The organism is Prevotella sp. AM42-24 (assembly GCF_003461825.1).
GTDB lineage: Bacteria > Bacteroidota > Bacteroidia > Bacteroidales > Bacteroidaceae > Prevotella > Prevotella hominis.
The window spans coordinates 13,715-40,018 of record NZ_QTXV01000031.1 but is presented as its reverse complement, the minus strand read 5'-3'; the positions used below and the strand labels follow the sequence as shown (position 1 = coordinate 40,018).

The 26,304-nt window shown below is 45.2% G+C and carries 17 protein-coding genes and 1 tRNA gene; 13 read left to right on the top strand and 5 right to left on the bottom strand.

Translation table 11 applies throughout. The features are described from left to right. Positions 1–94 precede the first annotated feature (94 nt). Both DW917_RS10285 and DW917_RS10280 read left to right on the top strand, forming a co-directional pair. On the top strand, positions 95–1,132 hold the full coding sequence (locus DW917_RS10285) for a porin (RefSeq protein WP_118118435.1): 1,038 nt from the start codon (positions 95–97) through the stop codon (positions 1,130–1,132). A 227-nt stretch (positions 1,133–1,359) separates the two neighbouring features. After that, complete coding sequence (locus tag DW917_RS10280) at positions 1,360–2,055, top strand: HAD family hydrolase (RefSeq protein ID WP_118118448.1); 696 nt, start codon at positions 1,360–1,362, stop codon at positions 2,053–2,055. Positions 2,056–2,104: 49 nt separating this feature from the next. Here DW917_RS10280 and DW917_RS10275 read toward each other — a convergent pair whose 3' ends face one another. Beyond that, positions 2,105–2,938 (bottom strand): lipocalin family protein, encoded by an 834-nt coding sequence (locus DW917_RS10275; protein WP_233524704.1) that lies wholly within the window; start codon positions 2,936–2,938, stop codon positions 2,105–2,107. Between the two features lie 138 nt (positions 2,939–3,076). On the opposite strand from DW917_RS10275, the gene DW917_RS10270 reads away from it, so the two are divergent. The 10 genes from DW917_RS10270 to DW917_RS10220 all read left to right on the top strand — a co-directional run bounded on the left by DW917_RS10270 (position 3,077) and on the right by DW917_RS10220 (position 19,095). Beyond that, positions 3,077–4,285 carry a GDP-L-fucose synthase gene (locus tag DW917_RS10270; RefSeq protein ID WP_118118433.1) on the top strand — a complete coding sequence of 403 codons (1,209 nt, stop codon included), beginning with the start codon at positions 3,077–3,079 and terminating at the stop codon, positions 4,283–4,285. 3 nt (positions 4,286–4,288) lie between these two features. Beyond that, positions 4,289–4,852, top strand: a complete 564-nt coding sequence (gene rfbC / locus DW917_RS10265) for a dTDP-4-dehydrorhamnose 3,5-epimerase (protein ID WP_118118431.1) — start codon at positions 4,289–4,291, stop codon at positions 4,850–4,852. A 148-nt stretch (positions 4,853–5,000) separates the two neighbouring features. Further along, positions 5,001–5,915 carry a dTDP-4-dehydrorhamnose reductase gene (gene rfbD, locus DW917_RS10260; RefSeq protein ID WP_118118429.1) on the top strand — a complete coding sequence of 305 codons (915 nt, stop codon included), beginning with the start codon at positions 5,001–5,003 and terminating at the stop codon, positions 5,913–5,915. A gap of 52 nt (positions 5,916–5,967) precedes the next feature. Next, positions 5,968–7,107, top strand: coding sequence for a dTDP-glucose 4,6-dehydratase (locus DW917_RS10255; RefSeq protein WP_118118427.1), 1,140 nt, complete (start codon positions 5,968–5,970; stop codon positions 7,105–7,107). 9 nt (positions 7,108–7,116) lie between these two features. Continuing rightward, positions 7,117–8,397: a hypothetical protein gene (locus DW917_RS10250; protein ID WP_233524703.1), complete on the top strand. Its 1,281-nt coding sequence runs from the start codon at positions 7,117–7,119 to the stop codon at positions 8,395–8,397. Positions 8,398–8,673: 276 nt separating this feature from the next. Then, positions 8,674–10,449, top strand: a complete 1,776-nt coding sequence (locus tag DW917_RS10245; protein ID WP_118118425.1) for an oxaloacetate decarboxylase — start codon at positions 8,674–8,676, stop codon at positions 10,447–10,449. A 2-nt stretch (positions 10,450–10,451) separates the two neighbouring features. Continuing rightward, positions 10,452–10,991 (top strand): HDIG domain-containing metalloprotein, encoded by a 540-nt coding sequence (locus tag DW917_RS10240; protein ID WP_118118441.1) that lies wholly within the window; start codon positions 10,452–10,454, stop codon positions 10,989–10,991. An 18-nt stretch (positions 10,992–11,009) separates the two neighbouring features. Continuing rightward, positions 11,010–13,859, top strand: a complete 2,850-nt coding sequence (locus DW917_RS10235; RefSeq protein WP_118118423.1) for a putative LPS assembly protein LptD — start codon at positions 11,010–11,012, stop codon at positions 13,857–13,859. Positions 13,860–14,682: 823 nt separating this feature from the next. Then, positions 14,683–16,902: a family 20 glycosylhydrolase gene (locus DW917_RS10225; RefSeq protein WP_118118418.1), complete on the top strand. Its 2,220-nt coding sequence runs from the start codon at positions 14,683–14,685 to the stop codon at positions 16,900–16,902. A 120-nt stretch (positions 16,903–17,022) separates the two neighbouring features. Continuing rightward, positions 17,023–19,095 (top strand): heavy metal translocating P-type ATPase, encoded by a 2,073-nt coding sequence (locus DW917_RS10220; RefSeq protein WP_233524702.1) that lies wholly within the window; start codon positions 17,023–17,025, stop codon positions 19,093–19,095. 33 nt (positions 19,096–19,128) lie between these two features. On the opposite strand, the gene DW917_RS10215 is transcribed toward DW917_RS10220, so the two are convergent. The 3 genes from DW917_RS10215 to DW917_RS10205 all read right to left on the bottom strand — a co-directional run bounded on the left by DW917_RS10215 (position 19,129) and on the right by DW917_RS10205 (position 22,915). Then, on the bottom strand, positions 19,129–21,390 hold the full coding sequence (locus DW917_RS10215) for a cation:proton antiporter (RefSeq protein ID WP_118118416.1): 2,262 nt from the start codon (positions 21,388–21,390) through the stop codon (positions 19,129–19,131). 141 nt (positions 21,391–21,531) lie between these two features. Then, positions 21,532–22,755 (bottom strand): peptidase T, encoded by a 1,224-nt coding sequence (gene pepT, locus DW917_RS10210; RefSeq protein ID WP_118118414.1) that lies wholly within the window; start codon positions 22,753–22,755, stop codon positions 21,532–21,534. An 86-nt stretch (positions 22,756–22,841) separates the two neighbouring features. Beyond that, positions 22,842–22,915, bottom strand: a tRNA-Arg gene (locus DW917_RS10205). A 354-nt stretch (positions 22,916–23,269) separates the two neighbouring features. Between DW917_RS10205 and asnA the strand changes: the two genes are divergently transcribed. Further along, a complete protein-coding gene (gene asnA / locus DW917_RS10200; RefSeq protein WP_118118412.1) occupies positions 23,270–24,307 on the top strand; it encodes an aspartate--ammonia ligase in 1,038 nt (345 codons plus the stop codon). A gap of 117 nt (positions 24,308–24,424) precedes the next feature. Here the strand turns inward: asnA and DW917_RS10195 are convergent, their stop codons facing one another. Further along, positions 24,425–26,245, bottom strand: coding sequence for a DNA polymerase III subunit gamma/tau (locus DW917_RS10195; protein WP_118118410.1), 1,821 nt, complete (start codon positions 26,243–26,245; stop codon positions 24,425–24,427). Positions 26,246–26,304: the final 59 nt, after the last annotated feature.

Below are 26,304 nucleotides of genomic sequence, written 5' to 3'. Positions count from 1 at the left end.
TATACTGGCTTATAATTCAGAAATTTTATCTAAATTTGCACCCGAATTAAGGCTATGGCCTCATGATGTGTGCTAATATATTAATAATGTGAATATGAAGAAGAAGACAATGGTCCTGCTGCTCTGCACTATGATGTCTGCAGCGGTGTTTGCTCAGGATGAAAAGAAGGAGGTTGACCGTACTCCGAAGATTGGCGGTACGATACGCTCGAAGTACGAATACCAGACCGAGGAAGGGGAGGGACGCTTCGAAGTGAGAACTGCCCGTATCAATGTGACTGGTAATGTGACTAAAGAGGTGAGCTACAAGGCGGAAATCGACCTCTGTGATGAGGGCAAAATCAAGATGCTCGATGCTTATACCCGTATCAAACCATGGAGTACACTCCAGTTTACTATCGGTCAGGAACGTGTGCCTTTCACCATCGATGCGCACCGCTCGCCTCATCAGCAGTATTTCGCCAACCGCTCGTTTATCGCCAAGCAGGTGGGTAATGTGCGTGATGTCGGTGCTGAGGTGGGTTATACCTGGAACGTGGGGTTCCCTATCATCGTGAATGCGGGTGTGTTCAATGGCTCCGGTCTTACCAACCAGAAGGATTACTGGACCAAGGGCATCAACTATTCTGCCAAGGCGCAGTTCCTCTTCCCGAATGTGAATCTCGTGCTGAGTACGCAGAAAATCAAGCCTTCTGATGTCACCGTCAATATGTATGATGCGGGTATTACCTTCCATCGTGGCGGCCTGATTGCTGAGGTGGAGTACCTCTTCAAGCATTATTCCAAGAATGCGTTTCATGATGTGCACGCCTTTGACGGTTTTGTATGTTATGATATTCCGGTGGTCAACCAGAAGAGTCTGATCAGGAAGGTTTCTCCATTGGTAAGATATGATTTCATGAGCGACCACAGTGATGGCACCCGATATGGGGCTACGGATGAGGACCCTGGCGTGTTGAAAATCAACGACTATAAGCGCCATCGTGTGACTGGGGGTGTGACGCTCAGTCTTGCCAAGCCTTTCATCTCTGACATCCGTATCAACTACGAGAAGTATTTCTATCGCAACGGCGGTGTGGCAAAGACTTCTGAGAAGGACAAGATTGTAGTAGAGTTTATGACTCGTTTCTAAAAAGAGATCATATTCTGATATAAATAATAACTTTTGGTTCTGAAAAGTAATTCTCTATTAAGATTGAATGAATGACGGACGTGCAGCAGTCGCTTTTAGCAGATTGTTGCGCGTTTTTCTTTGTCAGTTCGGGGAAAAGTATTATTTTTGCAGATGGGGTTCTTATATAATGAGAAATTACAAATTAGAAATGAGAAATTAGAAATGAGAAATTAGAAATGAGAAATATGAAAAAACTGGATCATATCAAGGCAATCGCTTTTGATGCCGACGACACCCTCTGGGCCTTGCAGACTTACTTCGAGGAAGTGGAGGCTGAGTACTGTGACTTGCTTTCTGACTATGGAAGCAAGGAGGAAATCTCTGCTGCGCTCTTTGAGACGGAAGGGGAAAACATGGAGGACTTGGGATATGGCGTCAAGGCGTTCACCATCTCATTAGTGGAAAATGCCATCAAGGTGAGCGACGGAAAGGTGCCTGCCCGCGTGATAGGGAGAGCGGTGGAATTGGGAAAGACGCTGCTGAGACTGGATGCCAAACCGCTCGAAGAGGTGGAGGAGACTTTGGCAAAACTCAGAAAGACGGAATACAAGTTGGCGGTCTTTACCAAGGGCGAACTGCAGGATCAGGAGAATAAACTCTGGCGATCGGGACTGCAGCGATATTTTGATGTGGTGAGCATCGTGAGCGACAAGAAACCGGAAGCTTATCGCCGACTTTGTCGTGAGTTGGGCGTGCTGCCGGAGGAATTGGTGATGGTGGGCAACAGTTTCAAGAGCGACATTGCGCCTGCCCTCAAGATAGGAGCTTCTGCCATTCATATCCCATTTCATACGATATGGGCGCATGAAAAAACGGAGGAGTTCGAACATGAACGCCTCCGTCGTATTACTCATTTTTCGGAAATTCTCCATCTCGTTTAGTCTTGTTTCAAGGATTTCTCTCAGATTTCAAGCGATGAACGCATGAACTTTATTTGAGTTCTTCCTTGAATTTTTCCGCTGCTTTCTGGGCTGCTTTCTGGGCTGCGGCATTGGCAGTCCGCGCATTGGCCTTGCGGTGATAGCTCTGGATATTGCCCCGAGAATCACGGAGAGCGAGCGAATCATCCTTCATATAGACGAAAGAAAGCGTGTCGTAGGTGGTTTTCTCGTTGAAAACGACATTGTTAAACTCGTATCTTCCTTTCACTAAGATCAGCTTGCCGTTGTAGGCGTGCCACTCTGTGTAAAGGGGAACTTTAGGATATTCCACAGGACTGTCGTCCTCTACCGAACTGTTGGTCGCCACCATTCCCACGGAGCGTGCTTCTCCCATTCGCTTGAGCGTAAATCCGTATTCGCGCGGAATCATGTAGGTTTCCACGATGCTGTCGGGCATATTGGCGAGAATGCGTTGCTGCTGCCTCTTGGAGAGATGGGTGACATCTCTGAGATGAGGCATCACCTGATAGGTCCAGGTGGCTTTCAGTTTGTCGAGGTCGATGACCATGCTTGCCTTATTCTTTTCCCTGGCAGGGATGATGCAGATCCAGTCGCCCACTTCGATATTGCCAAATACCTGGCGGTTGCGGTTGGCTTCGAGAATATTATATTTTACAGGATCGCCGCCCTGATTGGGGAGCATGATTACTACGGAGTCTGTGCATCCCATGCAGGCAAGTCCGTATATAGCTTTGTCGCCCTTGGCTGGTTTTGACATGCTGATGGGCAAGTTCTGCTGAGATACCGGTGGCTTGGGACCACGATGGCAGGAAAGCATGGCCAAGGTGGCAAATCCGATGATTAAAAATGTCTTGATTTTCATTATGTTTATTCCTTTTGTAGTGCAAAGATACATCAAAATGCGATAAATACAAAATAAATCCCTAAAACTTTTTATTCTTTGAGAGAAAAATCGTAATTTTGCACGGAGAAAATAATAACTTAAATTTTTGATGTAAAAATGTTGAGTAAGGATAGTAAGATTTACATTGCTGGGCATCATGGCTTGGTGGGTTCCGCTATTTGGAACAATTTGAAGAAACGTGGTTACAATAACTTAGTGGGTCGTTCGCATAAGGAACTGGACCTGACCGACCAATATGCCGTTCAGAAATTCTTCGATGAGGAGCGTCCTGATGCTGTGGTCTTAGCTGCTGCTTTCGTGGGCGGCATCATGGCTAATTCGCTCTACCGCGCCGACTTCATCATGCAGAACATGAAGATGCAATGTAATGTCATCAGCAATGCTTACAGTCATGGTGTGAAGAAGCTGCTCTTCTTGGGTTCTACCTGTATCTATCCGAAGGATGCACCGCAGCCTATGAAGGAGGATGTGCTCCTTACTTCTCCTCTGGAATATACCAACGAGGAGTATGCGATTGCCAAGATTGCCGGACTGAAGATGTGCGAGAGCTACAATCTGCAGTATGGCACCAACTATATCGCTGTGATGCCTACCAACCTCTATGGTCCGAATGATAATTTCCACTTGGAAAACAGTCATGTGATGCCTGCGATGATGCGCAAGATCTACTTAGCTAAACTGATTCATGAGGACGACTGGCACAGTATTGAGGTGGATATGAACAAGCGTCCGATCAACCCTACTGATAAACTGCGCGAACTCATCGGCGAGGGCAACGTGGATGGTCATAACGACCATGAGCGTATCCTGAAAGCATTGGAGTTCTATGGTATATATAATAATAAGGTGGTGCTCTGGGGTACAGGTACTCCGCTGCGTGAGTTCCTCTGGAGCGAGGATATGGCGGATGCCAGCGTTCACGTGCTCCTGAATGTAGATTTCAAGGACATCATCGGTATCGAGAAATACAGTTCTGTTTTCTATGGTGCCAAGGTGGACGGTGCCGTTGACCGTAACAATTCTGAGGGTCGTGGCGGTGCCATTCCTTCGCTCGGTGAAATCCGCAACTGCCACATCAATGTGGGTACTGGTAAGGAACTTACTATCCGTGAACTCTCTGAACTGATCGTGAAGACGGTGGACTTCGAGGGTACGGTGGAGTTTGATGCTTCTAAGCCAGACGGAACTCCAAGAAAGTTGATTGATGTAAGCAAGTTGCACTCGCTCGGTTGGACCCATCAGGTGGAAATCGAGGATGGTGTGAAGAAACTTTATGAATGGTATCAGAACAGTTTAAAGGACTAAGATATGGAAGTAATCAAAACTGATATTGATGGCGTGCTCATCATTGAGCCTCGCATCTTCAAGGATGCCCGTGGCTATTTCTTCGAGAGTTTCTCTCAGCGTGAATTTGACGAGAAGGTGGCTCCGATACTGGGCCATCCTATCCATTTCTGCCAGGACAACGAGAGTATGTCGTCCTATGGCGTGATGCGCGGACTGCATTTCCAGCGCCCTCCGTTCACCCAGTCTAAGTTAGTGCGCTGCGTGAAGGGTGCCGTGCTCGATGTGGCTGTGGATATTCGCAAGGGTTCTCCTACCTATGGCAAGCATATGGCTGTGGAACTGACCGAGGATAATCATCGCCAGTTCTTTATTCCACGTGGTTTTGCTCATGGTTTTGCCGTACTCAGCGAAACTGCTGTGTTCCAGTATAAGTGCGATGAGTTCTATCATCCTGAGGCTGACGGGGGAATCTCTATCCTCGACGAGAGCTTGGGCATCGACTGGAAGATTCCTACAGAGCATGCTATTCTCTCTGAGAAGGATACTAAGCATGATATGCTGAAAGACTTTGAGAGTCCTTTTTAAAGGTAAAAAGGTAAAAAAGTAAAAAGGTAAAAAGAACGTTCTTGCTTTTAAAGGTAAAAAGGGCTTGAAAGGGGCTTTGGGAAAGGGCCTGAAAGGGCTTTGGAGAAATGCTGATAAAAGTGGGTCTAATTGTAAATTATAAATAGAAATGAATATATTAGTTACGGGTGCCAACGGTCAGCTCGGCAATGAGATGCGTATCGTTAGCAAGAATACTACTGATCATTATATCTTTACGGATGTCAATCAGGTGGAGGGTCTGGAGACTACTTATCTGGATATTACGGATATGGATGCCATCCGAAAGATGGTGAAGGACAATGAGGTGCAGGCTATCGTCAACTGTGCTGCCTGGACCAATGTGGATGCTTGTGAAACCGATGAAAAGTTGGCTGCACTGGCTGAGAAACTGAATGCGGATGCTCCGGAGAATCTTGCTAAGGCAATGAAAGAAGTGGATGGTCTGCTCGTTCAGATTTCTACCGATTATGTGTTTGGTAAGGAACCTTATAATGTGCCTTGCAATCCTGAACAGAAGGGTACTCCTACGGGCGTTTATGGCACTACTAAGCTCCACGGCGAACAGAAAATCATCGCCAGCGGCTGCAAGTATGTCATCATCCGCACCGCCTGGCTTTATTCTGAGTTTGGCAAGAATTTCTGCAAGACTATGCTCAACCTGACTGCCACCAAACCGCAGTTGAAGGTGGTGTTCGACCAGTGCGGTACTCCTACTTATGCGCTGGATCTGGCTTATGCCATCGAGACCATCTTAGAGAAGATGAAGACGGCGGAAGCGCAGGAGAAACTGGTAGGAATCTATCATTTCTCCAACGAGGGAGTTTGTTCCTGGTATGATTTCACCCAGATGATAGCAAGAATCTCAGGACATACGGATTGCGACATCCAACCATGTTACAGTTCTGAATATCCATCTCCGGTAACCCGTCCGGCTTACTCTGTGCTCGACAAGCGTTCCATCAAGGAGACCTTCGGCGTGAAAGTGCCTTACTGGGTAGATTCACTTGAGAAATGTATTGCTAATCTGGAGGCTGCCAAGTAATATCCGGAACAGAAAGTAGCTAATTGAAATTATATACTAAAAACATATAGAAATGAAGAATATCATCATAACGGGCGGTGCTGGTTTCATCGGCTCACATGTCGTAAGACTTTTTGTGAACAAGTATCCTGAGTATCATATCATCAACCTCGACAAGTTGACATACGCAGGCAACTTAGCTAACCTCAAGGATGTTGAGGATAAGCCAAACTATACCTTCGTGAAGGGTGACATTTGTGACTTCGACCTGATGCTGAAACTGATGAAGGAGTATCAGGTGGACGGTATTATCCATCTGGCTGCAGAGAGTCATGTGGACCGCAGTATCAAGGATCCTTTCACTTTCGCTCAGACCAATGTGATGGGTACCCTGTCTTTGCTCCAGGCTGCCAAAATCTATTGGGAGAGTCTGCCAGAGGGTTATGAGGGCAAGCGCTTCTATCATATCTCTACCGACGAGGTGTATGGTGCCCTGCAGATGACTCATCCAGAGGGTGTTGCAGCGCCTTTCACAACCAAGGCTTCCAGCGGAAAGAACCACGAGGCTTATGGCGAGGAGTTCTTCGTAGAGACTACCAAGTATAATCCTCACTCTCCGTACTCAGCATCCAAGGCAAGCTCAGACCATTTCGTACGTGCCTTCCACGATACATACGGAATGCCTACCATCGTGACCAACTGTTCCAACAACTATGGTCCATATCAGTTCCCTGAGAAGTTGATTCCATTGTTCATCAACAATATCCGTCATCGCAAGCCATTGCCAGTATATGGTAAGGGGGAGAATGTGAGAGACTGGTTGTATGTTGTGGATCATGCCCGTGCCATCGATATGATTTTCCACAAGGGAAAGGTGGCTGAGACTTACAATATCGGCGGTTTCAATGAGTGGAAGAATATTGACATCATCAAGGTGGTGATCAAGACCGTAGATCGTCTGCTCGGACGCAAGGAAGGTGAGGACCTTGACCTGATCACCTACGTGACCGACCGCAAGGGACATGATATGCGCTATGCGATTGATTCACGTAAGCTCCAGAAGGAGTTGGGATGGGAACCAAGTCTGCAGTTTGAGGAAGGTATCGAGAAAACCGTGAAATGGTATCTCGACAACCAGGAATGGATGGACAACGTAACCAGCGGTGACTATCAGAAATATTACGAGAACATGTATAAAGACAAAAACATTTAAATACGAAGGATGACAGTAAACACAACTCACACACAACCGGTGTGGACAGAAATCGAATATACAGCATTATGCAAAAATCCGTATCTATCTACACCATTCTATGTACCCAAGGAATCAAAGGTGTTCCAATGCAAGGAAGATGGTAGCCGCAAGGAAGTGAGAATGCTCTATCTCGTGTTTAAGGCAGCCAATGCTCCTGAAGATGCTGAATGGGAAGACGACCCTATGCCGGGAGAAATCCTGGTGGGAGTGCTGGATGATGACGATGAAGTCATAGAACCAGCCAAGGCAGTTTTCCTGGGTATGGATCTGGAAGATTTCATTGAGGTAACTGATGAGGATGAAAATACCATTACTTTCGACCTTTTCTGGCGTCATGGTGATGTAAAGGTGGAAAAGGCGGAAAAAACAAGAGACGGTTTTGTCTGCAAGAAGGAAGATTTCGGCGATGAAGGTCTGCTGGTCACTTTGACTCCGAAGAAGGAGGGTGCTCCTGTCACCATGCGCCTACAGATACCTTATCTCGGATTCTCGCTTTATGACAAGAGTGGCAACAAGATGCACGGTGATGTGGAAATCCCACACGAGAAGGTGGATGATTATCGCTATGAATTTGTGGGCGATGATAGCAACGACCGTTTCTCCCTGCATCTGGACAATGATAGATTCATCTATATGTGTGTGCTTCGCCAGCATGAGGGGAAGTTGGTTGTGCGCGATCAGCGTGATCGCCTGTCTGTGGTGGATGAACTGCCAAGCGAAGGTAAACTGTCTGAACTGATGATGAATGCCCATGAAGCATTGATCAAGAACAAGAACTACCGTTGGCGTATTACCTTGGGAGGCAGTACGATGGATGAAGGAAGCGAGGAGGAATTTGTCCTGGAGCCTACTGCTTTGGGCAATTATGCCTACGAGCAGTTCCAGAAGGCTGCCGGTAATATGGACGAATTGGGCGGCCACCTCATTTCTCTGGAACAGAAATATGGTTTCCAATGGTTCTGGCTGAATGATGAAGACTGGCGTCATGATGACCCTATGTTTGAAATGTTCATGAAGCAGCTGTTGGCATTCTCCTATATCAATCAGAAACCTATACAGGGTGACCAGTTGCAGGCACGCAACAACAAGCGCAAGATACGTCGCTGCGCCAAGATGATATTGGCTCATCGCGCTGGTGAACTGAATCTCTGGGATGAGGAGGAAGAGGCACGTAAGGAAATCCTGCGTCTCTTCAGCACTTTCCATAAGGAGTTTACCGAGGAACTGGAAAAGGGTGATGCGGAATAGGAAAACTTCGTAAGAGAAACATTCAGAATCGTAATGAAATGACAAAGGTTCTATCGGTGAAAATCGGTAGAACCTTTATAAAATAATGCAATATTTGCAAAAAAATAGCTGAATAGGCTGATAATTGGATTTTTTTGTCTAATTTTGCACCTTGGTAAATTATGCGTTGCCAGAAAGGGGGCTTTCGGGTCTGTTTGATGGCAGCCGTTACTTGATGAAAAATCACTTGCAAAAAATAGATTTGTCAATCATTAGAATATAATACATTAATAAATAATGAAGAAGAAAATTCAGTTCAGTCTCGTTTATCGAGACATGTGGCAGAGCTCTGGTAAGTTCCAGCCACGTAAAGATCAGTTGGCTAAGATTGCCCCAGTTATTATCGAAATGGGCTGCTTTAGCCGTGTTGAGACGAATGGTGGTGCCTTCGAACAGGTAAATCTCCTCGCAGGCGAAAATCCTAACGAGGCAGTTCGTGCTTTCTGTAAGCCTTTCAATGAGGTAGGTATCAAGACTCACATGCTCGACCGTGGTCTGAACGCTCTTCGTATGTATCCTGTGCCTGATGATGTACGTGCTTTGATGTACAAGGTGAAGGCTAAGCAGGGTACTAATATCACCCGTATCTTCGATGGTCTGAACGATGTGCGCAACATCATTCCTTCTATCAAGTGGGCTAAGGAAGGTGGCATGACTCCACAGTGTGCGCTCTGTATCACCAATTCTCCTGTTCACACGCTCGATTATTATATGAATATCGCTGATCAGCTCATCGCTGCCGGCGCAGAGGAAATCTGCTTGAAGGATATGGCTGGTATCGGTCAGCCTGCTTTCCTCGGTAAGTTGACCAAGATGATCAAGGACAAGTATCCTGAGATTATCATCCAGTACCACGGCCACTCTGGTCCTGGTCTCTCTATGGCTTCTATCCTCGAGGTCTGCAACAATGGTGCCGACATCATCGATACTGCCATCGAGCCATTGTCTTGGGGTAAGGTTCACCCAGACGTGATCTCTGTCATCAGCATGTTGAAGAACGAGGGCTTTGAGGTGCCTGAAATCAATATGAGCGCTTACATGAAGGCTCGTGCCATGACTCAGGAATTCATCGACGAGTGGCTCGGTTACTTCATCAACCCAGGCAATAAGATCATGTCTTCATTGTTGCTCGGTTGCGGTCTTCCTGGCGGTATGATGGGTAGTATGATGGCAGACCTCGGTGGTATGCGTCAGACGATCAACAATATCCGCAAGAAGAAGGGTGAGGAAGAATTGTCTATGGACGACCTTCTGATCAAGCTCTTCGACGAGGTAGAGTATGTATGGCCACGCGTAGGTTATCCTCCATTGGTAACTCCATTCAGCCAGTATGTGAAGAATATCTCATTGATGAACCTCCTCACCATGGAGCAGGGCAAGGGCCGTTTCGTGATGATGGACGACTCTATGTGGGGTATGATCCTCGGTAAGAGTGGTAAGATTCCTGGAACCATCGATCCAGAACTCGTAGAACTTGCCAAGAAGCAGGGCCGTGAGTTCACAGACGTAGATGCTCATACATTGCTTTCTAACGCTCTCGATGACTTCAAGAAGGAGATGGACGAGAACGGCTGGGATTACGGTCAGGACGACGAGGAACTCTTCGAGCTCGCCATGCACCCAGAGCAGTATCGCAACTACAAGAGCGGACAGGCAAAGAAGAACTTCCTGGCTGATCTCCAGAAGGCTAAGGATGCTAAGCTCGGCAGCACCTTGACTCCAGCTCAGCTCGCAGAATTCAAGCATGCCAAGGCTGATGCAATCGTAGCACCAGTAGCAGGTCAGATCTTCTGGGAGTTCCAGGGCGAGGGTGAGTGCCAGCCTGCAGTAGAGCCATTCATCGGCAAGGAATATAAGGAAGGTGATGCATTCTGCTACATTCTTGCTCCTTGGGGTGAATTTGAGACTGTTCCTGCAGCTCTTGGTGGTAAACTCGTAGAAATCAATGCTAAGCAGGGCAGCAAAATCCGCAAGGGTGATGTGATCGCTTACATTGAGCGCAACGCTGAATAATGATGGATTATCAAGCAATTATAGATAAGTATTATCCTGAGGATAATGAACTTCGTCATATCCTCATTACACATAGTCAATCTGTAGCGCGAAAAGCGCTACAGATTGTTTCGTATCATCCTGAATTGCAGCTGGATGCCCAGTTTGTCGAGGAAGCTGCTATGCTCCACGACTTGGGAATCTTCCTGACGGATGCTCCTGGCATACAGTGTTTTGGGTCTCATCCATACATCTGTCATGGTCGTATGGGAGCTGAAATCCTGCGCAAAGAAGGATATGAACGCCATGCACGGGTATGCGAACGACATACGGGGGCTGGCATTACATGTAAGCAAATCGTAGAGCAGAATCTGCCGCTGCCTCATCAGGATTTCCTTCCCGAAACAATGGAGGAAAAGGTGATTTGCTATGCTGATAAGTTTTTCAGCAAAACCCATCTCGACGAGGAAAAGTCGATAGAAAAGGCAGAGAAAAGTCTCGCTAAATTTGGCGAAGAAGGAGTGAAACGCTTCCAGGAATGGGAGAAATTGTTTGAAATATAACTTCTCAAAAGATATTGAATGAGAAAACAATCAACTATAGCTGTACTGCTCTTTGCTGCTGTCTGCATGATGGTGGCCAATCCGGGTATGCCTTCTAAGAAAAAGAAGAAGACTATGGCTGATTCTACCGCTTTGGCTGTGGGAGACTCTGTATGGGTGGATTCCTTAGGCAATGAAGTCAAGGTGGATGCTGCTAATGATACCCTGCAGATGGATTCGCTGCAGAAGGCTATATGGAAACATAATAAAGTGGTCGATGACAGTATCCGACTGGATAGCTTGAATCGCAAGAAATCCGGTGGCGTGGATGCCCCGGTGCAATATACGGCGGAGGATTCGCTCGTCTATGATGCTCCCCATAAAGTGGCGCATCTCTATGGTAATTCCAATGTGAAATATACCAACATGGACCTTACGAGCGACAAGATTTCCATGGACATCGACAAGAGCAATGTGAAGGCTACGGGTACCGCCGACTCTACTGCTGAAGGTGGTGTCAAGGGTAAACCGGTCTTCAAGATGGGCTCTGATACCTACGATACGGATACGATTGCCTTCAATTTCAAGAGTAAGAAGGCACTTATTAATAATGTATATACAGAGCAGCAGGATGGATTCCTGACGGGTGCCCGATCAAAACGTGATTCAACTGGAGCTATCTATCTGCAACATGGTAGATATACGACCTGTGATGATCCTCATCCTGACTTCTATATTTCTCTTTCCAGAGCGAAAGTGAGACCGGGTAAGGATGTGGTTTTCGGACCGGCTTATCTCGTGGTGTGCGATGTGCCGATGCCTTTGGCAATCCCTTACGGATTCTTCCCATTTACCAAGAGCTACAGTAGTGGTTTCATCATGCCTACCTATGGTGATGAAAGCGACCGTGGCTTCTATCTCAGAGATGGTGGATATTATTTTGCCGTCAATGACAAGTGGGACTTGAAACTCCTGGGTGAAATCTACACGAAGGGCTCCTGGGGTATTTCTGCTGCAAGTAATTACCGCAAACGCTATAAGTACTCGGGAAGTTTCTTCTTCAGTTACCAGGATACGAAGACGGGTGACAAGGGAATGCCTGACTTTGCCGAGCAGGAGAGTTTCAAGGTGCAGTGGAGTCATCGACAGGACTCGAAGGCCAATCCTTTCAGCTCGTTGTCGGCAAGTGTCAACTTTGCCACATCCAGCTATGAGCGCAACAATCTCAACTCGCTCTATAATCCGCAGACGATGACGCAGAGTACGCGTACCTCTTCTGTGAGCTGGAGTACAGGATTCTCCAGTATCGGTCTGTCGCTCAGCGCTACTGCCAACCTTTCGCAGAATATGCGTCACTCCAGTTTGGCTGTGACACTTCCTGACCTCAATATTTCCATTGCCCGTTTCTATCCTTTCCGCCGAAAGAAGATGGTGGGTGATGAGAAATGGTATGAGAAGATTGCGATGAGTTATACTGGACATATCAGCAACTCGATCAATACGAAGGAAGACCAGTTTATGAAGAGTAATCTCATCAAGGACTGGAGAAATGCATGGCAGCATCAGATTCCAGTGAGTGCTTCGTTCACGCTCTTCAAGTACATCAACATCAATCCAAGCTTCAACTTCTCTGACCGTATGTACACCAATAAGGTGACAAGGTCATGGGATGAACAGAAGCAGACGGAGGTGTGCGACACCACCTATGGTTTCCACAATGTCTATAATTGGAACATGAGTGTGGGTATGTCCACCAAGCTCTATGGATTCTGGGTGCCTAATCGCAAGATTTTCGGTGATAAGATACAGGCTATCCGCCATGTCATCACGCCAACTGTAAGCTTCAGTTATGCGCCTGACTTCGGTGCTTCCCGCTATGGTTATTGGGAAACTTATCAGAAAACGGATGCCGATGGTAATGTTTCGCTCGTCAGCTATTCTCCATACCAGAATTCACTTTATGGTGTGCCTGGTAAGGGAAAGACTGGAAGCCTCTCTTTCACTTTAGGCAACAACCTGGAGATGAAGGTCAAGAGCGATAAGGACTCTACCGGTTTCAAGAAAATCAGTCTGATAGATGCGTTTGACATCAATATGAGTTACAATATGGCGGCGAAGGTAAGACCTTGGAGCGATATGAATATCAACCTGCGTCTGAAATGGTGGAAGAACTATACGTTCAATATGAATGCGGTCTTTGCTACCTATGCTTATGATCTGGACGAACAGGGAAATCCATACGTCGGTACTCATACTGAGTGGAGTAGAGGTCGATTCGGCCGATTCCAGGGTATGTCGCAGAACCTGTCTTTCACGCTGACACCTGAGAAACTTGCTAAGTTGTTTGGTGGAAAGAGGGATGATGATGAGAAGGACAGTAAGCGTAAGGACCAGGACGAGGATGGACTGGATACTGATATTGAAAGTAATGTGGACGATACCTTGGAGAAGGGAAAGACTGCTGCCAAGAAGAAGGGCGGCAAGGCTAAGACCGATTCGGATGGTTATATGGCTTTCAAGATGCCTTGGTCGCTGACTTTCGGTTATGGTGTTACCATGCGTGAGGATACGCGCAAGGAAAAGTTCAACAAGGAGTCTATGCGCTATCCATACAAGTTTACTCAGACATTGAATATGAGTGGTAACGTAAGACTGAGTGATGGCTGGAATATCAGTTTCTCATCCGGTTATGATTTCGACAATCATAAAATGAGTATGACTACTGCAAGCTTGCAGCGTGATCTCCACTGTTTCAATATGAGTTGTTCGGTGGTGCTTTCGCCTTATACAAGTTATAATTTCACCTTCCGTTGTAATGCTTCTACATTGACGGATGCCTTGAAATATGATAAGCGCAGTGGCTATTCTAATGCTGTGCAATGGTATTAGAATGTCTCTGAAATCTGAGAAATACAATCAACGAAATAGGGTGTGTCATGGAGTTCATGACACACCTTTTTCGTTTCTTCATTTTTTTCATCGGATTTCACGGATGAATCGGAAGGCATTCTTGCTTATCGGATTACTCACGGAATTTCGCGGAACTTTGGCCGCTGGCCAATGGCTCGCGCCCGATATATGCTCCTGTTGTTTTTTGTCACGCAGATTTCGCAGATGACGCAGATTTTTCTTCGTGGGGATTATTTTGTCCCACAGATTTCACAGATATACACAGATTTTTCTTTGTGGGGATTATTTCGTCCCACAGATTTCACAGATGACACAGATTTTTCTTTGTGGGACTTTTTCCAACCTCAGGGGGTATCTGCACCGACCGGACAGGTCGCCTCTGCGAAAATCCGTGAGTAATCGCCTCCGCAGGAATACCTCTGAATAAATTCCGTGTCATCCGATGAAAAAAATCTGCGTCATCTGCGAAATCTGCGTGACTAAAAAAACGTCCCAAGAAAAATCTGTGTATATCTGTGAAATCTGTGGGACTTTTTCCAACCTCAGGGGGTATCTGCACCGACCGAATAGGTCGCCTCTGCGAAAATCCGTGAGTAATCGCCTCATCAAGAATACCTCCGAATAAACTCCGTGTCATCCGATGAATAAACTCATGATCCGTTATGACACATCTTCTTCTAAAATAAAGTAAGATGCGGATTTTTAGAAGATTTAATTCAAAAGATTTGGAAAGTTCTAATAAAATCCGTATTTTTGTCCCATTGGAATTATTAATAACTATAACCTAATGATATTCATAAGTATGAGAAAAATGTTAGCACTTTCCTTCATGCTCCTGTGTTCGCCAACTTTGTTCGCACAGACAGTAGCCAACATGGATAGCCTGAAGGCAGAAAAGAAAACAACGGCGATTTCCTTGAAGTTGACGGGCAACCTGACCACTCAAGGTAATTCAGATTTCCGGCAAATGAGAGATCTTTGCTGGCAACTCAGAAATGTAGATTTGAGTGAAGCTACTTGTCCCGTCATCCCTAAGAATGCTTTTCATTCTCGCCATCATCTGCAAAAGATCATCCTGCCTCAAAAAGTGCAGCAGATTGGTTCGCAGGCTTTCTTTGCCTGTGATAACTTGCAGGAACTTCATCTTCCGATGAGTTTAAGGCAGGTAGATGCTGCTGCCTTTTCGGGTTGTAAAAAACTGAAACATATCATCATCGAAGGAACTCCACAGTTGGCTGAATATGCTTTTGCCCATTTATCGGGTTTACAGACCGTGAAGGTGAATTCCAAGATTCCTCCTCGTGCTGACGTCACGACTTTCTATGGCATCCATCGCAGTCAATGTAGGTTAATCGTACCAAAGGGGAGCGAGAAGGCTTACCGGAAGGCACCGGGCTGGAGCCTGTTCTATGCTGAGATGAAGCAGGCTAAGGAAACATGCGACCCGATGAAATGCCTGATTCCTGTGCCTATGGACTTGCAGGTAAAGAAAGATGCCCGCCTACTTCAGGTGCATGGAATTTGGAATATCGTGGCTGCTGATGGTCTTGCGAATGAAAAGGAACAGGCCGAAAGAATCCTTTCTGAACGGGACTGTTTGACAAACAATAACACTCAGGAGGGAATTTCCAGACAGAAAGCGAACGTAAAGGGTGGAAGCAAAGAACTGTTGACTTTAACGATGGAAATAAATCCTTCTCTTGCCGACGATGAAGCTTATACACTCGAAGTCTTGCAACGAGGAGTTACGATTAAGGGAAAGACGGCTGCTGGTGTATTTTATGGTTTAATGACCTTTGACCAGTTGCTGCGTGGTAATGGGGCAAAGAACTGTTGTGATGCGATTCCTCAACTGGCGCTTTCAGACCAGCCACGTACTCATGTCAGAGAACTGATGGTGGATCCTTGTCGTACTTTTATCCCTTATGAGCAGTTGAAGGCTTTCATTCCTGAGATGGCCCGCTACAAACTGAATGCCATCCATCTGCATCTGGTGGATGATCAGGCTTGGCGTATCGAGATCAAGAAGTATCCTCGTTTGACGGCTGAAGCAAGCAGCAGATGGGGAATGGATGACATGAATATGCCTATCAAAGGCTATTATACGCAAGAGCAGATGCGGGAGTTGGTAAGTTTTGCTGCAAAATATCATGTGCAGGTGGTTCCTGAAATCGAAATGCCTGGTCATGAAGTGGCTGCTATCAGCGTTTATCCTGAATTGACTTGTCATGGCGTGCAGGTGCCAATCCGAACTACTTGTGGTGTTTCTGATGAATTACTTTGTCCGGGTAATGAGTTCACTTACGAGTTCTTAGGAAATGTTTTCAAGGAATTGGCTGACGTGTTCCCTTCTCCTTATATTCATTTAGGTGGAGATGAGGCAGGTAATCCGGCACTGGATTGTTGGACCAATTGTCCTAAATGTCAGGCGCTGAAGAAAAAATTAGGTATTACCACGACCGACCGTTCTGAGAATTGGAAATTGCAAGGCTATCTCTTTGACCGCATGATAGAACTCTTGCGCAACCGGTATCATAAGACTCCGATGTTCTGGTATGAACTGGATTTCAAGAAAATTCAACCGGGATGCGTTACCTTTGCCTGGCGTTCGGGTCTGACAGAGGAAGCTTTGAAGGCAGCCGTAGAAAACAATGCCCGTATTATGCTTTGTCCAGGTGAACATTGTTATTTTGATTATCCTATGGCGAAGGGAGATATGCCGGAAGTGAATTGGGGAATGCCTGTCACCACTCTGAAAGATACGTATCGTCTTGATCCGGGTTGGGGAATGGGTAAAGATTTTGAAAACAATAATCTTTTTGGTGTGGCTGGTACGCTATGGAGTGAGTGCATTAATACGCCTGAACGAATCTATTACCAGGCTTATCCTCGTGCCTTGGCTTTGGCAGAGGCGGGCTGGAGTATGCAAAAGAACCGTTCATGGGAAGGCTTTATCCTTCGTATGAAGCCAACTTTGGAGGATATGATGCGTCGTGGCATCACTTTCTCTATGGAATTTTAGGGAAAAGATCTATATTTTTGGTAAAAGAGGCTTTTGCAACCAAGTTGCAAAAGCCTTTTCGTAATTTTGCAGCAGAATAAAGAAAGTAATTGAAGTAGTAACTAAATGTATTGTAAAATTATGGAAGAAATGAATCATCATCATTGCGATTGCCACGGTGAACATAATCATCATCATTGTGATTGCCACGGTGAACACGAGCATCATCACGAGGAAGGAAATTTAAAATCCAAACTGATTCAGATAGCTGTAACTGTCATTTTATTGGTAGTTGCTGTTTTTATTGAGAAAGAATACGATTTGGCAACTTGGCAATTGCTGCTCGTATATCTTGTGCCTTACCTCTTAGTGGGTCATGAGACCTTGGCAGAAGCGGCTGAAGGTATTGCCAAAGGAGATATGTTTAATGAGGACTTCCTCATGGCGATAGCTACTATTGGCGCTCTTTGCATCGGCTTCTTCCCAGGGAGTGAGACTGAATTTCCTGAGGCAGTTTTTGTAATGCTCTTTTTCCAAATCGGAGAACTGTTCGAGGGATATGCTGAGGGTAAAAGCCGGGATAGTATTTCGCACCTGATGAATATTCGTCCTGATGTGGCGAATGTTGAAAGAAATGGAAAGGTGGAGCTCGTTTCGCCGGAAGAGGTGGAAGTGGGGGAGATCATCGTGATTAAGCCTGGTGAGAAAGTGCCGCTTGATGGTGTGGTAATAGAGGGAAACTCTGCCTTGAATACCATTGCGCTGACGGGCGAAAGTATGCCACGGGATTTGAATGAAGGCGACCATATCATGTCGGGATGTGTCAACTTAACCGGATTGATCCGTGTTCGTACTACCAAGAGCTTTGGAGAGAGTACGGTTTCCAAGATTATTAATCTGGTAGAGAGTGCAGACCAGAATAAGTCAAAAAGTGAGGCTTTTATCACGCGTTTTGCCCGTGTTTATACTCCTATCGTTGTTTTTGCCGCACTTGCTTTGGCTGTGATTCCTCCTATGTTGGGAGGAATGGGGATTGCATCAGAATGGTTGGGCAATGGTTCTTTCGGTGATCATTTCCCATTATGGCTCAATCGCGCCTTGATATTCTTAGTGGTGTCTTGTCCTTGTGCCTTGGTCATCAGCGTTCCCCTTACTTTCTTCGGAGGCATTGGCGGCGCTTCCCGCAATGGCATTCTTATCAAGGGCAGCAACTATATGGATGCACTTGCCAAGGTGGGTACTGTCGTTTTCGATAAAACGGGCACATTGACTCATGGAGAGTTTGCCGTGGAGGCTGTTCATGTGGGTGATTCCTGTTCTTGCGGTTCATCCGCAGGCGCTCATCATGTGCATGTTGGCGAATATTCAGATCAGGAGAAAATTCTTCTTCATCTGGCAGCCCATGCCGAACATTTCACAAATCATCCGATAGGTGCAGCGCTCCGTTCCGCTTTCCCTGATGAAGCTACGGATAACTGCGTGGTTTCTGATGTAAAGGAAATCGCAGGTTATGGTATTCGTGCCCAGGTGAATGGAAAGGAAGTTTGTGTGGGAAACAAGAAAATGATGGCTTCTATCGGGGCAAAATGGCATGATTGTTCTCATGTGGGTACTATCATTCATGTGGCTATTGATGGCAAATATGTGGGGCATATTGTCATTAATGATCAAATCAAGGAGGGTAGTGCGGAAGCCATTGCACAGCTCAAGACCTTAGGTGTAGGGAAAACGGTGATGCTGACTGGCGACCGTCATGAAGTGGCTGAAAAGGTGGCGCAACAGATAGGACTTGATGTATGTCGTTCAGAACTCTTGCCAACAGATAAAGTTGTAGAAGTGGAAAAATTACTTCAAGAAAAAGAAGCGGGCAAGACCTTGGCTTATGTGGGGGATGGCATCAATGATGCTCCTGTACTGAAACGGGCTGATGTCGGCATTGCCATGGGTGGCTTGGGTAGTGATGCTGCCATAGAAGCTGCTGATGTGGTTTTGATGGATGATGAACCGCGAAAGATTGCTCTTGCTGTCAGAATCGCTCGTCGCACCATTCATATAGCCCATGAGAACGTAGCCTTCGCAATTGGAGTGAAAGTGGCAGTTCTGATTCTGGCAACTGTTGGCTTGGGAACCATGTGGATGGCTGTCTTTGCAGACGTGGGTGTTACGGTTTTGGCAGTACTGAATGCAATGAGAGCCTTGAAGAAATGCCAATAAAGGTATAGAATATAAATAAAATAATGGAGAAGGCTAAGCCCTCTCCATTATTTTTTGCAAGTCGCTTTCTTCTCCTACGATCCAAAGGATATCTCCTTTTTCAAATGTACGGGTAGGAGCTATTTTCGTTAAGTTCTCTTGTCCTTCTTCCAATCCCACAACCATACAGTTGTATTTATCGCGGATTCCACTTTCAAGAAGTGATTTCCCGCAGAATTCACTTTTACCGCTGATGATGAGTTGTCGTAGTTTCATCTCCCGTTTCTCTATTTCCAGATCTTCTGGTATGAGATCCGTACTGAGAGCGGTTGCAAATTTCTGCAATTGGTCGTCATTACCAATGACTTGTAATTTATCTCCTGGGAATATGACCGTATCTCCGTTAGGAATATTCAGTCGTTGTGAACCACGCATGATACTGCTCATATCTACACCAAACCGTTCACGGAGATGCAGTTCTTTGAGCGTTTTCCCTCCCCATGAAGAATCTTCCGGCACGTCAAAATCGCTGATATGGATGTCTCGGTCCAATAAGTGTCCTTCGTAGAGCGGTTTCTTCTCGCCGTTTACCTGAGCCATAATGTCCCTTGAACGTAGGTTGTGGATAAAGAGTCTTTCCATCTTGATGCTTCGCTTCTTGGTCCATCTTGATGCTATCATCAGGGAAACGACTGCAATGCCGATGATGATCATGAGCGCATCGGTGAAACGTGTCAGATAATTGCAGATATAGAAGATGAAAGCCAATGCAATAACAAATCTCACGACGATGGTGAAGAGAAGCGGAATCCTGTTGATGCTGCTTTCTACCCATAGACGTTTCCACTCATTGCTATGGTTCTTTTTCATGATGATGGCACGCAGGAATGGTGCTATCAGCACGAGGGTCAATATGCCTGTGATGGCGTTAGCATACCAATGCAACTTCCAGCCAGGGAAAAGACTTCGGGTGAATGGAAGTACGAAGGTAAACATCAATGCGATGACTGCTGCAGTAAGGATGGAATAGGCTACGGTGTTGATGAGCATTTGTCTGAGAAGAGACTTCCATTTGCTCTGCTGGGTCGTAGAGGGATGGCTCATCGCAAAATGATTCAGTATGTTGATGAGTCGCTTCGGCAGATGCTTCTCCATTACCTGATACGTCGGTGTGGCAAGGCGAATCATATAAGAAGTAAGGAAGGTCGTGATGACGGATACGGCAACAACTACTGGATAGAGATAGTTGCTGATAACGCCTAATGACAGACCTAAGGAAGCGATGATGAAAGAAAACTCACCAATCTGTGCCATGGAAAATCCACAGCGCATAGCTGATTTCAGAGATTCTCCACCGAGCATGAAGCCGAAGGTACCGAATATGGCTTGTCCTATGAGTATGCTACCTACTAATGCCAGGATAGGAATGGCATATTCTATCAGAATCTTAGGGTCAACGAGCATACCTACGGAAACGAAGAAGATGGCTCCAAACAGGTTCTTTACGGGTTCCACCAGTTTGATAATCTTTTCTGCTTCGATGGTTTCTGCTAAGATGCTGCCCATGACGAAAGCGCCAAAAGCACTGGAGAATCCTACCTTGGTGGAGAGTACTGCCATGCCGCAACAGAGTCCTAATGCTACAATCAGAAGGGTTTCGTTGTTGATAAGTTTGCGTACAGAACGGAGGAAAAGTGGGATGGCAAAGATGCCTACTATAAACCAAAGGATAAGGAAGAAGGTAATCTTTATCACAGAACCGATCATCTGTTCTCCATCAGGATTGTTGCCTCCTGCAATGGCCGACAGCATCACCATCATGACAATGGCAAGTATGTCTTCCAGTATCAGAACGCTCATCACCATGCCCGCAAACTTCTGTTGTCGCAGCCCCATATCATCAAAAGCTTTATATATAATGGTCGTGGAACTCATGGCAAGCATACCGCCAAGGAAAATACAGTCCATCTTGCTCCACCCAAAGCCATGTCCTATGCTGATGCCGAGCATCATCATGGAGAACACGATGACTATGGTTGCAATGATAGGGGAGGCTCCCATTTTTACGATTTTCTTGAAAGAGAAGTCAAGACCGAGTGAGAATAGGGTAAAGATAACTCCGATGTCAGCCCAAGTCTTGATATCTGTTTCATCAATGACCGACATGGTATATGGCATGTGTGGTGAAACAAGAAAACCAGCAACGATGTATCCTAACACAAGGGGTTGCTTGAGCTTCTTGAAAATGATGGTTACGATGCCTGCAACCATCAGTATGAGTGCCAAATCTTTTACTAAAAATGGAATATCTGCCATTCGAAAGAAAATTAAGTTTGATATGTAAGTGAAAACAGTTTATCGTCTATTGGAGTATCAGGTCATAATATGAAAATAATCTATAGTCCCATCAGCATTCATGCTTTCTGGGATTATAGATTATTATGATTGATACGAAACTTAGTCGTTGTATTCTGCTGTGATTTCTGCAATCTTCACGATGGTCTGTACTACTTTCTCCATTACCTGGATGCTGACAAACTCATGTGGGCCATGGAAATTGACGCCGCCTGCAAAGATGTTAGGACAAGGAAGTCCCTTGAAACTCAACTGTGCTCCATCGGTACCGCCACGGATAGGTTCTACGCGTGGAGGAACGCCATTTTCCTGCATCGCTCTCAAGACGATGTCGATGACATGCATGTTAGGGTCGATTTTCTCTTTCATGTTGTAGTACTGATCGTAAATCTCAGCCTCACATGTTCCTTCGCCATATTTCTCGTTGATTTTCTTCACGCAGTCAGCAATGAATGCTTTGCGATCTTCAAATTTATCACGGTCGTGGTCGCGAATGATATAAGCCAACTTAGCTTCTTCACAGTGGCTTTCAATGCCCAGCAAGTGGTAGAAACCCTGATAACCTTCTGTGGTTTCAGGAAGGTCGGTCTCTGGTATCATGTTTTGGAATTCCACCGCAAGTCTGCTTGCGTTGATCATCTTACCCTTAGCATAACCCGTATGTACACTCACACCCTTGATGCGGATCTTGGCAGCTGCGGCATTGAAGTTTTCGTATTCCAAATCGCCGAGGTCGCCTCCGTCGATGGTGTAAGCCCAGTCGCAGGCAAATTTTTCAACATCAAAGTGGTGAGCACCCATTCCGATTTCTTCGTCAGGGTTGAAGCCTACACGTATATCTCCGTGCTTGATTTCATCATGGTCTCTGAGATAGCACATAGCCTGTACGATTTCAGCAATTCCTGCTTTATCGTCTGCACCAAGAAGGGTCGTGCCATCAGTTACGATGATGTCCTCGCCTTTGTGAGCTTTTAATTCTGGGAATTTATCGACTCTGGAGAAGATGCCTGGACTCAATTCAATATCTTCGCCATCATAGTTGCGGATGACGCGTGCCTTGATGTCTTTGCCACTTGCATCTGGACTGGTGTCCATGTGAGATATAAATCCGATGGTAGGTGTCTTTTTCTTGGTATTGCCTTTCAATGTAGCGTAGATGTAACCCATATCGTCCATCTCTACATCGCTAAGCCCCTCCTCTTCCAATTCGTGTTTAAGATACTTGGCGAACTCTAACTGTTTCGCCGTACTAGGCACACTGTCGGAATCTTCACTCGACTGTGTGTCAAATTTTGTGTAGTTTATAAAACGTTCTACTAAGTCCATGTTTTTAACTAAATAATGTGATAATTCTCTGATTCAGGATGATATTCCGTTTCTGAGGGAAGTGTATTCCCTGGATAGAGAATGTGTGATCTCGGTGGGACTCAAACCCACGACCTTTTGAACCGGAATCAAACGCTCTATTCAACTAAGCTACGAGACCAAGATATTCATACCTTATTATATATATGCAAAATCTCTTCCATATATACAGTTTGCAGATACGTTTGCAAAATTACTGATTTTATTTGAAATAACCAAATATTTGAGTAAAAAAACTTATTGAGAGGCGTAGGGAAGACTTTTTATTTAGGATAATAAAGAGAAAATGATACGAAAATAGTGCAAATAGATAGTGAAATATTAAAAATCCTATCATTTTGAAAAATAAAATAGAAAAACGCTTGCAGATTAATAATAATTTAGTACCTTTGCACCGTCAAATAGAAAACAGGCGTACTAACCTGCATTTCATTTGTCCCTAAATACATAAAAACAAAGAAAAAATATATATATTATGAGTAATGTAATAAAACCAGTAGGCTATAAGGCACTTCTTGATATGCGCCAAACCGAAATGGGAATCAAACTGATTAAGGAGTTCTTTCAGGCAAATCTTTCCACAGAACTTCGTTTGCGTCGTGTGACTGCTCCTCTTTTCGTATTGAAAGGTTTGGGTATTAATGATGATCTCAATGGAGTGGAACGTCCTGTAACTTTCCCTATCAAAGATTTGGGAGATGCTAAAGCGGAAGTGGTTCATTCTCTGGCAAAATGGAAGAGATTGACATTGGCTGAATATAAAATAGAACCTGGATATGGCGTCTATACCGATATGAATGCTATTCGTGCTGACGAAGAACTCGATAATCTCCACTCTCTGTATGTTGACCAGTGGGATTGGGAGGCTGTGATCGAGAAGAAAGACCGCTGCTTGGTATTCTTGGAAGACGTGGTGCGTCGCATTTATGCTGCTATCCGCCGTACTGAATATCTCACCTGTGAGCATTATCCACAGTTGAAGCCTTTCTTGCCAGAACAGATTCATTTTGTTCATGCGCAAGATTTGCTTGATATGTATCCTGATATGACTCCTAAAGAGCGAGAGGATGCTATCTGCAAGAAATATGGTGCAGTATTCGTAGAGGGTATTGGTGGTAAGTTGAGTGATGGTAAGAAGCATGATGGACGTGCTCCTGACTATGACGATTGGAGTACTATTGCCGAGAATGGAAAGATGGGCCTTAATGGTGATATTCTGATCTGGTATCCGGTTCTGGAGCGTAGTTTTGAGTTGAGTTCCATGGGTATTCGTGTGGATAAGGAAAGCTTGCTTCGTCAGTTAAAACTTGAAGGTAAGGAAGATCGCGAGAAACTCTATTTCCACCAGCAACTCTTAAATGATAAGTTGCCTTTGAGTATCGGTGGTGGTATAGGACAAAGCCGCCTCTGCATGGTCTTGCTTCATAAGGCGCATATTGGTGAAATACAGGCAAGTATCTGGCCTGATGAAATGCGCAAGGAATGTGAGGAAAATGGTATGACTCTGATTTAAAATAAAAATCCTATGGATGTAGCTCGATATGCTTTATCCATAGGATTTTTTAGTTTATCTTAAAAAATAGTTTCTCGTTTTTTAGATTATTGTTTTGAAAAATCTGCCATAGCTGAATTATGCCATGACTAATTTGAATTCCTGTACCAATTTGTCAAGTGCAGGATTTTTCTTTTTCATATCATCGAAGATTTCCCGTTTATTACGTATCTTTCCGATTTCTTCTTGCTTGGCTACACGGTAATTGATAATGATGTCGTCATTGTTCAATCCTAATACAAGTGTACTTCTGATGCGGTTTTTGATTTTTCCGATTTGATCAAGAAGTATCGGATTATCAATGACGATTTCCACCGAAGGATAATCTGTGATTTTTGGAGTCAGCATTTTCAGGCGTTGTGACAAACCATACAGTTCGTTGATACCTTGCATTCTCATACACATACTCATCCATTGACCGTATAAAAGCTCATTATCGAAAGGTTGCTTTTTATCTTCGGCTATTGACGCAGTTTCTGTTGTGTCGCTGATGGCAGAATAATTGTTCTTATCTTCTTCTTTGTGTTTCTTAAGATTCTTGAACGTCATGCCGATACTGCCAAGTTTGATACTTCCCTTTGGCTTGTTGCTTGTTGTAGAAGTATCTTTCGCTGAGGCTGTTTCATGAGTCTCGGCTTTTTGGGCAATAGAATGCCCGACAACAGGAACGGTTTCAACCTTCTTGCTGTCAACTTGCTCTTTACCTGCACCCTGAGAAGCAGGTTTAAGGGGAGCAATCAATTTCTGAAACAGGGATTTTAATCTATGGGGCGTACGCCCCGCACCTGGCACATCTTGATCTTCTGGTTGCGTTATCTGACCTACTTGGATGAGGGTCAGTTCTACCAGCAGGCGCTTGTTTGAACTCTGGCGGTATTGAACATCGCAGTCGTTCATGATTTTCAGTGCCTTATATAAGAAAGGTGTAGGGGCTTTCTGAGCCTGTGCCTGGAATTTGGCCTTTTGCTCTTCACTGGTTTCCAAGAGTGGTAGAGTCTGGGGATCTTTTGCCATCATGACATTACGCACATGTTGGGCAAGACCTTGGACAAGAATGCCTCCGTCGAAACCTTTGTTGAGAATATTGTTCAGCAGCACCATCATCTCGCTCACTTTGTTGGAGAGAGCGAGGTCAACCAAGTTGAAATAGTTGTCGCTATCCAGAACGTTCAGGTCCTCGATTACCTTTTTATAAGTGATGTCGCCTTGACAGAAACTGGCAGCCTGGTCAAAGATAGAGAGTGCATCGCGCATACCGCCATCGGCTTTTTCTGCGATGACAGCCAATGCCTGTTCCTCATATTTGATTCCTTCTTTTTCTGCTACCATAGCCAGATGCTTAATCGTGTTAGGAACGGTCATTCGCTCGAAATTGTAAATCTGACATCTACTGAGAATGGTAGGCAGAATCTTGTGCTTCTCCGTGGTCGCCAGGATAAAGATGACATGCGATGGTGGCTCCTCCAATGTCTTGAGGAATGCATTGAAGGCAGCGGAACTCAGCATGTGTACCTCATCGATGATAAACACTTTGTACTTGCCAATCTGTGGCGGGATGCGGGTTTGCTCCATGAGAGCCTTGATTTGCTCTACACCATTATTGCTGGCGGCATCAAGCTCAAAGATGTTGAATGAGCGCTGCTCGTTGAAAGCTGTGCAACTTTCGCACTCATTGCAGGCTTCTCCGTCTTCACGGGGATGCTCGCAATTGATAGCCTTGGCAAAAATACGGGCACAGGTAGTCTTTCCGACACCACGAGGGCCGCAAAAAAGGTATGCGTGAGCGAGCTTTCCACTCTTCACCGCATTCTTTAAAGTTGTTGTCAAAGCACTCTGTCCAACCACCGTATCGAAGGTCATCGGACGGTACTTTCTTGCAGAAACAATATATTCTTCCATTATTTTTTCTTAAATGATGATGCAAAGATAACAAAAAAATATTATCTTTGCAAACAAAT

Excerpts from the sequence above, each read along its gene's own strand:
- DW917_RS10285 (WP_118118435.1), top strand. The coding sequence starts at position 95 with ATGAAGAAGAAGACAATGGTCCTGCTGCTCTGCACTATGATGTCTGCA.
- DW917_RS10280 (WP_118118448.1), top strand. The coding sequence starts at position 1,360 with ATGAAAAAACTGGATCATATCAAGGCAATCGCTTTTGATGCCGACGAC.
- DW917_RS10275 (WP_233524704.1), bottom strand. The coding sequence starts at position 2,938 with ATGAAAATCAAGACATTTTTAATCATCGGATTTGCCACCTTGGCCATG.
- DW917_RS10270 (WP_118118433.1), top strand. The coding sequence starts at position 3,077 with ATGTTGAGTAAGGATAGTAAGATTTACATTGCTGGGCATCATGGCTTG.
- rfbC (WP_118118431.1), top strand. The coding sequence starts at position 4,289 with ATGGAAGTAATCAAAACTGATATTGATGGCGTGCTCATCATTGAGCCT.
- rfbD (WP_118118429.1), top strand. The coding sequence starts at position 5,001 with ATGAATATATTAGTTACGGGTGCCAACGGTCAGCTCGGCAATGAGATG.
- DW917_RS10255 (WP_118118427.1), top strand. The coding sequence starts at position 5,968 with ATGAAGAATATCATCATAACGGGCGGTGCTGGTTTCATCGGCTCACAT.
- DW917_RS10250 (WP_233524703.1), top strand. The coding sequence starts at position 7,117 with ATGACAGTAAACACAACTCACACACAACCGGTGTGGACAGAAATCGAA.
- DW917_RS10245 (WP_118118425.1), top strand. The coding sequence starts at position 8,674 with ATGAAGAAGAAAATTCAGTTCAGTCTCGTTTATCGAGACATGTGGCAG.
- DW917_RS10240 (WP_118118441.1), top strand. The coding sequence starts at position 10,452 with ATGGATTATCAAGCAATTATAGATAAGTATTATCCTGAGGATAATGAA.
- DW917_RS10235 (WP_118118423.1), top strand. The coding sequence starts at position 11,010 with ATGAGAAAACAATCAACTATAGCTGTACTGCTCTTTGCTGCTGTCTGC.
- DW917_RS10225 (WP_118118418.1), top strand. The coding sequence starts at position 14,683 with ATGAGAAAAATGTTAGCACTTTCCTTCATGCTCCTGTGTTCGCCAACT.
- DW917_RS10220 (WP_233524702.1), top strand. The coding sequence starts at position 17,023 with ATGGAAGAAATGAATCATCATCATTGCGATTGCCACGGTGAACATAAT.
- DW917_RS10215 (WP_118118416.1), bottom strand. The coding sequence starts at position 21,390 with ATGGCAGATATTCCATTTTTAGTAAAAGATTTGGCACTCATACTGATG.
- pepT (WP_118118414.1), bottom strand. The coding sequence starts at position 22,755 with ATGGACTTAGTAGAACGTTTTATAAACTACACAAAATTTGACACACAG.
- asnA (WP_118118412.1), top strand. The coding sequence starts at position 23,270 with ATGAGTAATGTAATAAAACCAGTAGGCTATAAGGCACTTCTTGATATG.
- DW917_RS10195 (WP_118118410.1), bottom strand. The coding sequence starts at position 26,245 with ATGGAAGAATATATTGTTTCTGCAAGAAAGTACCGTCCGATGACCTTC.